A 14,377-nucleotide genomic window follows, 5' to 3' on the forward strand; every position below is an offset into this window, starting at 1 on the left:
GAAGCGACAGGACTAAGGAAGGCGCGATGATAACGGATCCACAGATTAAGGCCTGCATTCACAGGCACCACCTATTTTCTGCACTGGGAGAAGAGGAGCTTTGCCGTTTGCTTGGTCAGGCGGCCAAGATCACCCTGGATGCTCACGAGAATCTCTTCTATCAGGGGGATCTGGCGAAGCGTTTCTACCTGGTGATTCAGGGCCATCTGCAACTCTATCGCACCAGTTTGCAAGGACAGGATAAGGTGATCGAGGTGGTGCGTGAGGGGCGCACCTTTGCCGAAGCCCTGATGTTTAGTCGTCAAGCCTCTTACCCTGTGTCGGCTCAGGCAGTATCTCAATGCACCTTAGTGAGTTTCGACAGCGATGGTTACCTTGGCATGCTTAGAGGTAATTCCGATGCCTGTATCGCCATCATGGCCGAGATGAGTGTCAGACTGCGTAAGGATATCAACGAGGTGGAGCTGCTCTCGGTACAAAATGCCCAATCACGCCTGTTACTCTTCTTGCTACGTAACATGCAAAAGATTGGCGATAATCAGGGGCGTGTCGAGTTAGATATTCCTAAACGTGTACTGGCATCGCGCCTGTCGATTCAACCGGAAACCTTTTCTCGGTTAATGAAGAAGATGGTCACAGAGGGGATCATCACAGAGTCCCGCGGCGCTATCGACATCAAAGAGCTTTCTAAGCTTTATGCCAGTGCCAATATGCCCTTGGCTAATCAGACGATGAATCAGAACGCACCCCTTATGCAGGCGGGTAAGGCGCCTTGCCAGCAGATTGCTATTGAGATGGTGTAGCTAGGGTTTCGGCCAACGGGCGTTCGGCGGTGCAGCAGCGATCTCTGCCAGTCTCCTTGGCGCGGTACATCGCTTTGTCGGCCAGTGCCAGCAGGCTGTCCGGCGTGTCGCCTTGAGTGGCGGTCACTATGCCGAAGCTGGCGCTGATGGGAATGAGTTGTCCTTGCCAATTCAGGCTGTGTTGTCGCAGGGTGTGCTGTAGTTTCTGGGCGATGACATCTGCCTCTGTGCTATCGGTCGTTGGTAAGATAAGCAGAAACTCCTCTCCCCCAAGACGGCAGAAGCTGTCCGTGGCGCGTATCACTTTACCAATCTGCTGCGCGGTCTTGACCAGTACAGCATCTCCCGCCGAGTGGCCAAACTTATCGTTGATCTGCTTGAAAAAATCGAGATCGAACAGAATAAGGCTGTAGGCCTGCCCATCTCTAAGCCAACGCTGATGCAGTTGTTCTAACTGTTGCTGCATGGCGCGTCGATTCCACAGGCCGGTGAGATAGTCTCTGTCTGCCTGCTGGCGAATTTTTTGTACCAAGCGGGTGAGAGCATTGCCCATCATGATCACATTGATCCACAGAGTCATGATCACATATAGCCATAACATAGGGATGGCATCGTTGCTCAGAATAGTCGCGAGTTGGGGCTTTAAGGAAGGGTTCAATGCCAGTAGCAGGGCTCTGAGGGCGAAGGTGATTCCCATCAGGGCGATAGGGCTTAATAGCACCACCGCGATGGGCCGTTTGACCGTGCTTTCCAGGGCGACCAGGTTGTCTTTCGCCATCAGTAAAAAGACGATAGCCGCCATTAGCGAGAAGAGTATTCCGAGTGTGCCGCTTGCCTCGTGGCTCGGCGCCTGAGTCAGCATCAGTAGCCCAATGACTAGCCAGAGTGCGCTATCGAATTTAATGCTGCTGTTTAGCCTGAACAGACCTTGAGTGCCGCTGCGAAGCAGAATAAACCCCAGTAACAACAGCATATCGGCACCATGCCAATAGAGATAACTGGCGCTTTGTCCTCTTTGAGTTGTCAGTATTACGCCAATAAGGACGAGGAGGTTAGCAAGGGAAAAATAGGCACTGGCACGCGGCGCAATACGCAATGGAAAGCTCATTACCCCCCAAGCGAGGGTAGAGGTGCCGGCGAGCAGACAGATAAACATGACGAGCAGCTCGGCGATGGGATCAATAGTCATAAGCAATCTTTTTTATTTTTCCACTCTATAGAGCAGTTTCTCTGCAGTGAATACTCGTTATCGCAAAAATGTATATGATGACGATGAAAGGCTGAATATATCGCCCTTAGCCGTCTATCTGTTTGTTCGTTAGGTAGCAGCGCTCAAAGCTTATCGCATCAGTGGGTTTACCATAGAGGTAGCCTTGACCGAAATCGCACTCTTCCTGACGAATAAAATCATCCTGAGCCTGGGTCTCAACTCCCTCGGCGATCACATTGAGCGTCAGCTTCTTACCCATGGCGATGATCGCTCGTGTCAGTTCCCTGTCTTGCTCGTTCTTCTCCAGGTTTGTAATAAAACAGCGATCTATCTTGAGAGTGTCGAAGGAGTATTTTTGTAGGTAGCTCAGGGAGGAGTAGCCGGTGCCAAAATCGTCTAGAGAGATCTTGACGCCCAAAGTTTGTAGGCGGTCGATGATATGTTTGGCCAGCTGCTCATCTTGCAGTAAGACGCCCTCGGTAATTTCCAGTTCTAGGGAGGAGGGCGGCAGTTGATACAGGCTCAACAGATTGGCGATGTAGTCGGCAAAATCGACGTCGCGAAACTGCAGTGGTGAGATATTTATTGCTACGCGAAATTGCTGGCTGGGATCACGGCAAAGCCATTGGGCAGCCTGTTCGATGGCGGTATGCAGGACAAAGTTACCTATGGCAATGATCTGGCCATTGTTTTCTGCCAAGCTGATAAATTGGTCCGGTGGTACGTTGCCCAGCAGTGGGCTGTGCCATCTAAGTAGGACCTCGGCGCCGATCACACCTTGGTGCTGCAGACTGAATAGCGGTTGATAGTGCAGACTAAGCTCCTGATTTTTTAGGGCGTCGACCAAGTGAGATTCCAACAGGCAACGGCGTTCGATATTGGTCTGAGTCAACTTGTTAAAGAAGCTATAGGGCGTGCCGTCACTCTTACTGATGCTCATGGCTGCGCCCGCTTTTTGCATTAGCTCGGCAGCATCCTGTGCGTCGGTCGGTGCTATTGCTACTCCTATGCAGCAGGGAATATTGATGCTGAAATTGGCCAGAGCAAAGGGGATGTTGGCGGTCTGTATGATGCTGTTAATTAACGGAAGCTCTAGTGGATTTGTGCCTCTGTGGGCAATGACAAATTCGGCGCCAGCAATACGGGCAAACAGGTTGTCTTTGTGCAAAATGCCCTTAATGCGCTGACTAAAGAGCTGCAGTACCTTGTCCCCAATGACGTAGCCATAGCTTTCATTGATTGACTTAAAGTTACGTAGGCCAAAGTAGATCACATAGGTGTTTAGTTCGTCGGCTTGGCTGAGCTGTTGCGACAGTTGATTAATGAAGCCAAGTCGATTGGCCAAGCCGGTTAATGGATCGTGATCTTTATGAAATTGCAGTGAATTTTCAATGGCGGTGCGATGCTCTATTTCGCTCAATAACTTTTTACTGAGTTTGGTTAGCTCAAGTGTTCGCTCTTGTACCTTGGTTTCTAAGATCTGGTTGAGGTGAAGCAGTTTGGCGCTCTGATACAGACTGGCGAGATTGGCGTTGATGGCATTTTGAAAACGTGCCAACAGATGACGAAAGGTCCGCCCGTAGTCTCTCTCATGATTATCCAGCATGCAGAGGGTGCCAAAGGGATGGCCGTTGGGCCAGGTTAGCGGTAGGCCACAATATGCGATCATTCCCAGTTTGATATCTGGATTGCTATCCCACTCTTTATCTTTTAAGGCATTGGGCACTACCAGCTCGGATTGATTTTTGATAACGGTTTCACAGTAGAGACCATGGCCCAGACCCTCTGTATCATGGCGTTTATAGGGATTGTCCGGATGCTGGCTGCTGGTAAAGACCGAAATGTCTTTATCTGTCACCCGCATGATTAAGATGGCCGGCGTATCGACGATTTCCGATAAAAGATCTAGGGTTTGCTGCCAGCCATTAAACATCTCATCCGGCACGCCAAGCTGGGCCGTGTTTACCTGAGTTTGACTGAAGAGAGGGTCTTGCTCCAGCAATGAGAAAGCGTCTTGGTAGGGCATGATTAGGCATCCTGAAAAGCGCATTTGTGATCCGTTTAACTAACTATAACCTATAGACTTCATCGGTGTATGGTGTTGTGTTGCTGTTTTTTTGAGCTGTATGGCTTTTTGTCTTTTATATCACCGGAAGCTTAACTGAACGTTTGGTTTTAAGGTGTTTAACACTAGTTTATTGTCTAAATCCCATCATCTTTCTCGAGCGATAACCAAATGCTCATCGGGCCGCATTGACCATTAGCTTTAAAGGCTGGCTCATCTTTGCAATCATTTGCTGTAGGGCTTTAAAGCCTGCTCTGGCTAATGGAGATAAACCTTGGCGTTAACTGGTTGGAAGCTATTAAAAAGACTATCTTTTAATCATAAGCCGATTCATTTTCAGGCGAGTTTAGTTCTGGCCATTCTCTTTGCCTTACCGTTTGTGGGCACACTAAGGATACTCATATGCAGATGACGCTCTCTTTTCTCGGCGCCGCCCAGGAAGTCACTGGGTCTTGCCATCTTCTCGACATCGCGGGTCGTCAGGTGTTACTCGACTGCGGCATGATTCAGGGAGGCAAGCTTGATGCCCTGCGCAATCACGAACCCTTTGTTTTTGAGCCCACAGAGATCCATGCCGTGGTGCTGAGCCATGCTCATATCGATCACTCGGGGCGACTGCCCCTGCTGGTCAAGTCTGGCTTTACCGGCCCTATTTATACCCATAAGGCGACGGTCGAGCTTTGTGAGGTGATGCTTAGAGATGCCGCCATGCTGCAGGTACGCGATGTAGAGCGGCTTAATCGAAAGCGGACGAAGCTGGATCAGCCTCTGCTAGAGCCCTTGTTCGACGAAGAAGATGTGGCGGCGGTGATGAAACAGTTTGTCGCCCTCGATTATGGCCAGTCGGTGCAAGTGGTGCCTAACCTGACGGCACGTTTGTCTGATGCCGGCCATATTCTGGGCTCCGCCGTGGTGGAGTTGTGGCTGGGGGAGGCCGATAGCAGAAAGAAACTGGTTTTCAGCGGCGATCTCGGCCGGGCGGGCATGCCAATTTTGGATGATCCCACGTTTATCTATGATGCCGATCTGGTGTTGATGGAGAGCACCTACGGCGATCGGTTACACCGCAGTTGGGACGATACGCTGGCGGAGCTAAAGGCTATTTTTGCCAAGACCATCAAGGAGAGCCGAGGCAATATTCTGTTGCCGGCGTTTTCAGTGGGTAGAGCCCAAGAACTGCTCTACCTGTTTCACCTTTATGCCAAAGAGTGGGCCTTGTCGAACTGGCGTATCTGTCTCGACAGCCCTATGGCGATCAAGGCGACGCAGATTTATGTGGCCAATTATCAGTTGATGGATGAGGATTTTAAGCGTTTCACTCGCCTGTCTCCGGGCAAGCACCCACTGCTTTCTAATGTGGACTTTATCAATAGCACTGAGGAGTCGATGGAACTTAACGAGATCCATCAGGGGCTGATCATCATGGCTGGCAGTGGCATGTGTAACGGTGGCCGGATCCGCAGTCATCTGGAGCATAATCTGGCCAATCCTAAGTCAGATGTGATCATCTGTGGTTTCCAGGCTCTAGGTACGCCGGGCCGTTTACTGGTGGATGGCGCCGAGTCGCTTACGATTCATGGTCGTAATATTCCGGTGAAGGCCAAGATACATACAGTGGGCGGGCTGTCTGCACATGCGGATCAGGCGGAGCTTATCCACTGGTATCAACACTTTGAACAGATGCCGCCATTGGTTTTAATCCATGGCGAGAAGGAGGCGCAGGAGCGGCTGCTGGCTAAGCTGACCGCCGAGACGAGTAAGCCGCCCCATGTGGTGATTGCCGAGCGCGGCGATACGCTGGATCTTAGTGCATTGCCTGAGCTAGTGTGGCTGCCTAGTAGAGATTAATCTTTCCTTGGAGGTAAAATCTCTGTTAGCTTAACGCTCAGCGAATGATATTAGCCCAAGGAAATCATCAGATGGATGAACATATCGTCATACTTATCATAGCCTTAGTTGTTTTGTTTTATGGCTATATTTCTAAATGGTTGGCGCGTTTCTACATCTCGGGTCCTATGGTGTTTACCTTACTTGGTCTGCTTATGTCGCCCTACGGGCTCGATGTGGCTCAGGTCAAGGTAAATGCCGACTTTGTCACCACCTTGGTTGAGATCGCCTTGGTATTGGTACTCTTTAGTGATGCTGCGCTGTTAGATCTCAAGTTGCTCAAACAGTCTTGGCAGTTGCCGGCGCGGCTGCTGTTTATCGGTTTGCCTATTACCGTGGTGGCGGGAGCCGTAGTGGCCAGGTATTTCTTTCCCGATTTTCCCACTCTCTATCTGTTAATGTTGGCCTTATTGCTCACGCCCACCGACGCGGCGCTGGGTAAGGCGGTTGTGTCAGATCCTAAGGTGCCTAAGAAGATTCGCTCCACCATCAATGTAGAGAGCGGCCTAAATGATGGCATTATCTTCCCCATATTGATCACTGTGGTCGCGATGATCTTGAGTGGGCTGGAAAAGGCTCAGGACAATAGCTGGCTGATGTATGTTGGCGAACAGATTCTGTTCGGTGCCTTGGTGGGCGGCGTGGTCGGTTATCTGGGGACTAAGCTGCAGACTTTCTGTTTTAAGCGCGAGGGTATGGTGGAGACTTACCTTAACTTGATCCCTATCGCGCTGGCTATCTTGGCTTACTACCTTGCCGAAGCGTTTTCGGGTAATGGCTTCATTGCGGCCTTCTTTGCCGGTCTCTATGCCGGAAATACCAGTGAGATGGCCAGGGGGCATATTGAAGATTTCGCCGAGAGCGAAGGTGAGCTGCTGGTGTTGATCAGTTTCTTTATCTTCGGTCTGGCGTTCGTGCCCACCACCTTGCCCTATGTCACCTTTGATGTCGTGATCTATTCGCTGCTTAGCCTGACGCTGCTACGTATGTTACCTGTGATGGTATCTCTTATTGGCACTAAGCTGGATCTTGCGACCATGGCCTTTATCGCCTGGTTTGGGCCCAGAGGGATCGCCTCAATTTTGTATGTACTCATCATTGCCCATGAAATGGGCGGTATCAAAGGGTTTGAGACCCTCTATAGCGTAGTGACTGTGACAGTTTTGATGAGCATACTGGCTCACGGCCTGTCGGCCCAGCCGCTGGCAAACTGGTATGCCAAACGGCATCCAGATACCGAATCTAGCGCCAAACAAGATTAGGGCGCCAAGCTTTAGTTTTGCAGATGATCGGTTTGTGTATGGATCTTCTGCATGCTCTTGATCAGCATGTAGAGGCAGGTGCTGAGCAGACAGATCCCCAGATAGAGCATCATGCCCTGACGCTTATTATCTAAGGTTAAGGCGAGTAAAGGACCGGCAACTGACCCCAGGCTGTAACAGAGCAGCATCAACTCGGTTGCCGATACCAGCTTAACCGAGGGCAGTTTGTCACAGGCCAGTGAGATAGCCACCGGATAAAGGGCGAAGCTCGCCGCGCCCAAGATAAAGTAGCTCAACGCCTTGAGGGTAATATCATTGGACTCTATGGCGCCGATCACTCCCATTAAGCCTATTAGGCAACACATGGCCATCAAGAGACGCTTATCCATACGGGGTGAGAGATAACTGACTAGTGGCTGTATCGCCATACCGCCCAAAATGATAGCGGCCATCAGTAGCCCTGTTAGGTTAGGCTCTCCCACTTGCTTGGCAATGTAGACAGGCATCAGGCCGTAGATGGGCCCCAGCAGCAGGCCTGAGACCAGGCAGCCTACAATTGCTGGCCGGCTAAGGCCTGCGATCTCTTTGATGGAGAGTTTCTGTTGCTGTTGATGAGAGGGTTGTCCCGAGGTGATTAGCAGTGGCGCCAGCATGGCCAGTGCCAATAGGGCGATCACAAATAGGTAGGGTAATACGCCTTGGGTACCGACTTCACCTATGGCCAGTTGTCCGACGGCGCTACCGCCATAGAGACAGGCCATGTAGATCCCCAATCGCTTAGCTCTTGCCTTCAGGCTGTTAGCCATCAATAACCAAGACTCAACCACTACAAAGACACCGGCAACGGCAAACCCGCCCAGCAGACGTGCTCCCAGCCAGATGCCTGCAGTTGGCAGCAGCAACATAGCGAATATGCTGGCGATTATTAGCGCCAGAAACAGCATAAAGGCTTGTCGATGACCGACTTTCGCTATGATGCGCTCGGCTCTGAGTGCACCGATAAGTAAGCCGAGGTAGAAGATGCTGGCAAGCCAAGGTGCCAATTGCTCTGACAGGCCAAAACTGTGCAGCGACAATGGAATAAGGCTCATAAGAAAGCCTGATGCAAGGGCAAAGAAGGACAGTCCTATAATGGGTGCTGTAGGATTGTTCGATTTACAGTTATCGGCGACGTCTAACACCAATAATCTCCAACTTATCTATCATAAATGGCGGTAAAATTAGGTAGGTTACCTGTGTTGCCATTTATCGCGGGTTTAGCGGGAAGCGAAATGTAGTGCCAGATTCGATGCAAGTAAAGTGAATTTTATATTTTGTCGTTTTTTTGATTGAAAACGTGCCAAATGTGGCAAATAAATGTCCGCTTTTGTCTTGGATAGCAGATGAGGCGGGCTTAGTGAATGAAGAGTCTTTCTGATTGCTTAACTAGTTTATCTCACCTTTAAACCCTCTTTGTTAACCTGTTTTGTTGAGTATTTGTTGCTTAATGCGCTTAGGGAGGTTTAAAGCCGTAAAAATGAATGTTTACGGCTTGATGTGGTTAGGGGGTGTCTAATTGAGCGTCAGGGCGACTATCTTTAGGGGATGATTGCCATCGAAAGAGGGGAAGTCGTCATGGCAATGCAGCCATTCAATCTGGCTTACTTCGCGTCCCTGCTTTTCGACGCAGCGGATCAGAGATTTCAGCCAGGTTTCGCGCTCTACTTTTGCCACATTGTTGCAGCAAACGATAGTGCCACCGGTACGCGTTGTCATCATGGCAGGTTTAAATAGGCTCTGGTAGTCATTGACTAAGTCGACGATACCAAAGGGGCTCTTAGCAAAGCGTGGCGGATCGAGAAATACCAGGTCAAACTGGCGTGGTGCCAGTTTTGGATAGCTGGGCAGTTTTTGGTTGCGGCGGCCGCCCACCTTCATGCCCGCCAGCTGACGCATTGCCGGAAAGGCATCGCTTTGAATAAATTCGCAGGTGTCGCCTACCTCGTTGAGTTCGGCATTACGGCGTCCGGCGGCGAGAGCAAATGAGGAAAAGTCCACATTGGTCACCTTGGTCGCCCCGCCCACCGCGGCGGCTGTGCCTATACCACAGGTGTAGGAAAACAGGTTCAGTACGGTTTTCCCCTTGCTATGGGCTTTGACGTATTCGCGGCCGATGCGCATGTCGAGAAACAGCAAGGGGTCTTGGCCTTCATGGCGAAGCTTGCTGATGAAATGGATATCGTTTTCCAGCATTTGCTGTTCGGCGCGGGCAAAGCACTCGAGATCGTCTGTTAGCGCATTGAGAATACGAGAGTTTTTATTGGATCTGTCATTGTAGATAACCGGAAGATCCTCGACCTTTAGCAGTTCATCGCTAAGGGCCGTCAATTCATCCTGTGGCAGCGACTCGTGAAAGCTCTGCACTAACCATGCATCGCCATAGCGATCTATGGTGAGTCCGTTGATGCCTTCAACTGTACCGTGGAAGACGCGAAAACAGTTGGTATTGGCGGCTTGTGCATCGGCAAGCAGGGCCGTTCTTTGGCTTAATGCTTGGCGGAGCAGCGCGGCATTGGACATGAGCTTATGATCTCTAATCGGTGGTATGCTGAGTGTGAGCACGGATAATAGCAAATATTCACCCCCTTGGGGGGATTAAGGGTGTCGTCGATAATAGGGAGTCGGTATGAAACTTGTGTTGGTTCATGGGATCTTTAATACGGGGCATGTCATGGGCTGGATGCGACGTCAGTTTGAGCGCCAGGGCTATGAGTGCCTGACCCCGACACTGGCTCCTTTTGATGGTCGCCGAGGGATTGCTCATGCGGCCAAACAGCTGCAGAGGTTTATCGATGCGAGTATTGCAGAAGATGAGCCGATCTCCCTGATAGGTTTTAGTATGGGGGGCATAGTTGCCCGCTATTATCTGCAGCACCTTGATGGGCATAAACGTACCAAGGCGCTGTTTTCTATCTCTTCTCCACACCATGGCAGTTATCTTGCCTGGTTGCCATATCCCTCAATGGCGATGCGGGAACTACGCCCAAGGAGTGAGCTGCTTTGCCAGCTGGCGCGCAGTGAATCTCGGTTAACGGGTATCGACCTCTACTCGTTTCGCACTCCGATAGATTTCACCATAGTGCCGAGTCGCAGTTCTCATTGGCCTCTAGCCGAGAACCGAGTGATCTGGTGTCCGCTGCATCTGTCGATGATCTTCAGTCGCCGTGTGGTGGCAGAGATCTTAATGGGGTTGATGCAGCTGCCGGCGCGCGCTAATAGTGCGCCAGAGGTCGGGGAGCGCCTCCAGGGAGCAGAGGATTAATCCTGTCCAGATCAGGGCGAAGCTCACCGCCTTGACGCTATCAAACACCTCGTTAAACAGAAAGATTGCCAGCAGAAAGTGCATGGTGGGCTCTATGTATTGCATCAAGCCCACCATGGAGAGACTGGTGTGGCGAATCGCCAGGGCAAAGAAGATCAACGGCAGCAGGGTCACCGGCGCCGAGCCCATGTAGAGCAGCAAGTTGCCTGCCCCCGCAGAAAGGGCTTGGCTCTGCCCGGTGGCGCTGAGGTAAAGCAGATATGCTGCGGCAATCGGCGTGAGTAGCGCAGCCTCTATGGTGACCGAAGTGAGTGAGTCGAAGCGGATAAACTTCTTACACAGGCCGTAGAGGGCGAAAAAGCTGCCCATCAGCAGGGCAAGCCAGGGCAATTGACCATAGGCCATGACCATATAGCCGATCCCAAGGCCACCTAGGACGACCGCCCACTTCTGTGCTAGTGACAGTCTGTCTTTAAGGCAGATGACACCCAGACCTATGGCAAACAGTGGATTGATAAAGAAGCCCAGGCTGGCGGCCAATACCTGACCATGGGTTAACGCCCAAGTGAAGCTATACCAAGAGACACACATGATTAGCGAAGCCAGTCCACATAGGGCAATGGAAGGAAGGTTGGCCTTTAGCATCGACAGTGTGGGGAGTGGTTTTCTCAGCAGCAGAAAAACCAGCAGCATAAAGGGAACTGAGCAGAGCAGGCGAATCGCCAGCATCTCGGTCACATCGGCACCGGGCAGAAACTGATAATAGAGGGGCAGGAGTCCCCAGAGCAGAAACGAGACGATCGCCAAGGCGTTGCCTTTGGCGCTAACTTGAGTGGTGCAGGGCATAGGGTTCTCTAGTGCTGTTGGCTGTAACAGTGTCAGGCTGCCGTAGCTGGGTTATACGGCAATGCACACAATAAAGGCTTGTTGACCTTACTGAAATTGGTGCGGATTTTCGCACTCAAACCTCAGGCTGGCTGTGAGGTGGATCACTCTTGTCCGGATTTTTTATCGTTAAGGCATTGCCTTTCAATATCTGGGTTAAGGTACAATTTGTCCAAGCTAAGCCTTGATATGAGCCTGATAATGAATAAGATCCATGTACAGATGACCAAAGATGGTTCTCATACCCTAATGAGTAGCCTGTTTGATGATAGCTACCATGCTCATAATGGGGCCATGAGTGAGTCTGAACATGTCTATATACAGGCTGGGTTTGCGGCGCTTGATCCGGCCTTTAAACAGGTCAGCATTCTCGAGTTAGGTTTTGGCTCTGGGATGAACGCCATACTGACCCTCAAACAGGCTTTAGGCTGTGAGGGTAAGATAACCCGGCCGATCCGTTTCGTGACCGTTGAGGCCTATCCTGTGCCGAGAGAGGTGATCGCACAGCTTAACTACAAGCAGCATCTCTCGCCCGCCCTGCGCATACTCTTCGATCGGCTGCACACTGCCCCTTGGGGTGAGGATGTCACCCTCTGCCCAGGTTTTGTGATACATAAAATTCATGGCAGCTGGGATCGAGTGCAGTTACCGCAGGCGTCAGTCAATTTGGTGTTCTATGATGGTTTTGCGCCGAGTAAGCAGCCAGAGCTATGGACACAAGATAACTTCGAGCGTCTCTTTCCCGCCATGATGCCTGGTGGCATGTTGGTTAGCTACTGTGCCAATGGTCAGTTTAAGCGCAACCTTAAGGCGGTGGGCTTCACGGTGAAGCCCTACCCGGGGGCGTTGGGGAGGCGGGAGATGACTCGCGCCTGGAAGCCCTTAGTTGAGTAAGTAGGCTATTTATTCGCTTTTGTTTGTAACAAGGCATTAACTTAGCTTTATTTTTCGCAGGGAATCGATAGATTAGAACCTTCCTAAGATCTCCCAGGGAAATGATCTGTGAAAAAACTGGCAATAAATTTCTGCTTTACTTGGGTTAGCGCTTGCTTGCTGATGGTGTCAATCGGTCAGGCGCAGGGGGATGCCTCAAATCCACTGGCGTTTGTCTCGCAACGCATCGATACCGGCTTTAAGCTGACTCATCCTTTGGTGAGTGCCAATTTGCTTGGCGATGGCAACAAGGAGTTGCTGGCGATAGGTGTCGATGACACCCAGACCAAGTGGCTCGCCGTCTACAGCTTGGATGGCGTCAGTCAGCAGTATCGCTTATTGCATAAGCTATCACTTGCCAATGACCTGTTTCGTTTCGATGTGACCGCTAAGCCTAAACAGGCTGACGCGCTGCAATCTGTCTACTTTATGTCGCGCTCCCATCTGTCTAAGTTAACTTTCAGTGAAAAGGAGATGGCGATCAGTGAGCTGTTTCCCATCGCCCCGCTGGTGGTGAAGCAGCGTATTGAGTTTATCGCTCGTGGTCATTTTGTACGGGATCTCAACCAGGATGGCCGAGACGATTTCATCGTAGGCCAGTTCGACCAAACTCAGCTTTTTTTAGGGCAGGGCGAAGGTTGGCTAAATCAAACCTTAGCGATTAAGCCTAAGGTGCTGCTCTATCGTGATGGCGCTCGTTACAGTGAGGCCAAACTCTATTTTGCCGATATGGATCTCGATGGTCTTGATGACATTATCAAGGTGGGTGAGGGTGAGCTTGAGATCTATGGCCAACATCAAGATGGTCAGTTTGAAACCTATCCCAGGTATCTGGCGGTCAGTCAGGCGATCAGTGGCCTGGATTGGTGGGACAGGCGTGACGCCTATGGTGAGGCGCTGGATCAAAGTGACCTTATCTACCGCAAGGTGGAGCAGATTAAAGATCTCGACGCCGATGGTATCGTCGACATGGTGGTGCGCTATACCAAAAGCTCTGGGGTGCTTGATAGGGTCAACGACTACGAGATCTATTTCGGCAGCCGCGGGGAGAATCGTGTTCAGTTTGGTAAGCAGCCCCAGAGCGTGATCAGAGCCGATGGCACCCTGACGGGCTTCGAGCTGGTGGACATCGACCTAGATGATCGCAGCGAGGTATTGGTGTCGGGCTTCGATATCGGCCTGTCGCAGATCATCGGCGCCCTGGTTTCCGGGAGCATAGATCAAGATGTGCATCTGTTTAAGATGGACAAAAATGGCCGCTTTGCCAGTCGGCCCAATATGAGTAAGTCTGTTGAGTTAAGTTTTAGTCTGACATCGGGACAGAGCGGCACGCCCGTGGTCACCCTTGCCGATATCGATGGCGATAAGCGCCAGGATCTGCTGCTCTCTGATGGTGAACAGGAGCTGGATCTCTACCTTGGTAGTGAAAAAGGTGCCCCGTTTGCTCACAAGGATAGCTTGAAGCTGACCTTGCCCAAAGATGGCGAGATGCTGAGCAGTGACGATTTGAATCAGGATGGTAAGGCGGATCTGCTGATCAAGTATGGTCGTCAAGACAAGGCGGATCTGCAGAGCCAATTTTTGGTGATCATGACCCAATGACCTGATGTAGAGGCGGTGATACGAATTGTAGCAATTCAACTCACTGGCATTTGCTGGCAATAAGCCAATAAGGTTCAGATGGTTAGCTCATCTCATGCCTTAATCTAAATTTAAGGTCATTTTTGCTTAAGTTTGGTTTAATTTTGTCCAAATACCCTTGACCATATTATGACCTATGGGTCAGTGAATGATGTAGTCTAAGGGTTGTGTATGATAGGTTTTGGCCGCGCCAGCAGTTCTGCGGGAGCAGATGTCGCAGTAAATATCATCACCTACCTGGGAGCTGGATGCTTATTGGTGGTGGTCGTAGGGTTTACAATAGCCCTTTATAAAGAATGGTTGGTCGTTCGTCGCTTCGACGCCGAAAAGCAGCGGCAGAAATTTTACGATAGTCTCTCCAATATCACGACGAGATCCCGCTAACGTTAG

At 50.9% G+C, this 14,377-nt stretch carries 12 protein-coding genes; 7 read left to right on the top strand and 5 right to left on the bottom strand.

The features are described 5' to 3' along the window. Nucleotides 1–26 precede the first annotated feature (26 nt). Nucleotides 27–803 (top strand): Crp/Fnr family transcriptional regulator, encoded by a 777-nt coding sequence (locus L2712_RS00510; protein WP_248976567.1) that lies wholly within the window; start codon nt 27–29, stop codon nt 801–803. Here the strand turns inward: L2712_RS00510 and L2712_RS00515 are convergent. Beyond that, entirely contained in the window at nt 787–1,992 is a 1,206-nt protein-coding gene (locus L2712_RS00515) for a GGDEF domain-containing protein (protein WP_248976568.1), read from the bottom strand. The two genes, L2712_RS00510 and L2712_RS00515, sit on opposite strands and share 17 nt — an antisense overlap. A gap of 106 nt (nt 1,993–2,098) precedes the next feature. Further along, on the bottom strand, nt 2,099–4,039 hold the full coding sequence (locus L2712_RS00520; RefSeq protein ID WP_248976569.1) for a bifunctional diguanylate cyclase/phosphodiesterase: 1,941 nt from the start codon (nt 4,037–4,039) through the stop codon (nt 2,099–2,101). Between the two features lie 441 nt (nt 4,040–4,480). On the opposite strand from L2712_RS00520, the gene L2712_RS00525 reads away from it, so the two are divergent. Together L2712_RS00525 and L2712_RS00530 are read left to right on the top strand one after the other, a co-directional pair. Beyond that, a complete protein-coding gene (locus L2712_RS00525; RefSeq protein ID WP_248976570.1) occupies nt 4,481–5,926 on the top strand; it encodes an MBL fold metallo-hydrolase RNA specificity domain-containing protein in 1,446 nt (481 codons plus the stop codon). A gap of 71 nt (nt 5,927–5,997) precedes the next feature. Further along, the gene (locus L2712_RS00530; protein WP_248976571.1) at nt 5,998–7,227 is read left to right on the top strand and encodes a cation:proton antiporter; all 1,230 of its coding nucleotides are present in this window, start codon (nt 5,998–6,000) and stop codon (nt 7,225–7,227) included. Nucleotides 7,228–7,238: 11 nt separating this feature from the next. Here L2712_RS00530 and L2712_RS00535 read toward each other — a convergent pair whose 3' ends face one another. Beyond that, complete coding sequence (locus tag L2712_RS00535; protein WP_248976572.1) at nt 7,239–8,408, bottom strand: MFS transporter; 1,170 nt, start codon at nt 8,406–8,408, stop codon at nt 7,239–7,241. Nucleotides 8,409–8,778: 370 nt separating this feature from the next. After that, nucleotides 8,779–9,786, bottom strand: a complete 1,008-nt coding sequence (locus L2712_RS00540) for a class I SAM-dependent rRNA methyltransferase (RefSeq protein ID WP_248976573.1) — start codon at nt 9,784–9,786, stop codon at nt 8,779–8,781. Between the two features lie 106 nt (nt 9,787–9,892). Here L2712_RS00540 and L2712_RS00545 point away from each other — a divergent pair, with 106 nt between their 5' ends. Further along, nucleotides 9,893–10,528 carry an esterase/lipase family protein gene (locus L2712_RS00545; RefSeq protein ID WP_248976574.1) on the top strand — a complete coding sequence of 212 codons (636 nt, stop codon included), beginning with the start codon at nt 9,893–9,895 and terminating at the stop codon, nt 10,526–10,528. Here L2712_RS00545 and rarD read toward each other — a convergent pair. Continuing rightward, nucleotides 10,448–11,374, bottom strand: a complete 927-nt coding sequence (gene rarD / locus L2712_RS00550) for an EamA family transporter RarD (protein WP_248976575.1) — start codon at nt 11,372–11,374, stop codon at nt 10,448–10,450. The genes L2712_RS00545 and rarD overlap by 81 nt on opposite strands. A gap of 240 nt (nt 11,375–11,614) precedes the next feature. Here rarD and mnmC2 point away from each other — a divergent pair, with 240 nt between their 5' ends. The 3 genes from mnmC2 (at nt 11,615) to L2712_RS00565 (ending at nt 14,371) form a co-directional block, all read left to right on the top strand. Beyond that, nucleotides 11,615–12,307: a tRNA (5-methylaminomethyl-2-thiouridine)(34)-methyltransferase MnmC2 gene (gene mnmC2 / locus L2712_RS00555; protein ID WP_248976576.1), complete on the top strand. Its 693-nt coding sequence runs from the start codon at nt 11,615–11,617 to the stop codon at nt 12,305–12,307. A gap of 108 nt (nt 12,308–12,415) precedes the next feature. Further along, entirely contained in the window at nt 12,416–13,948 is a 1,533-nt protein-coding gene (locus tag L2712_RS00560) for an FG-GAP repeat domain-containing protein (RefSeq protein WP_248976577.1), read from the top strand. 210 nt (nt 13,949–14,158) lie between these two features. Beyond that, nucleotides 14,159–14,371 (top strand): hypothetical protein, encoded by a 213-nt coding sequence (locus L2712_RS00565; protein ID WP_033539439.1) that lies wholly within the window; start codon nt 14,159–14,161, stop codon nt 14,369–14,371. Nucleotides 14,372–14,377: the final 6 nt, after the last annotated feature.

The organism is Shewanella marisflavi, assembly GCF_023283925.1.
Classification (GTDB): Bacteria; Pseudomonadota; Gammaproteobacteria; order Enterobacterales; family Shewanellaceae; genus Shewanella; species Shewanella marisflavi.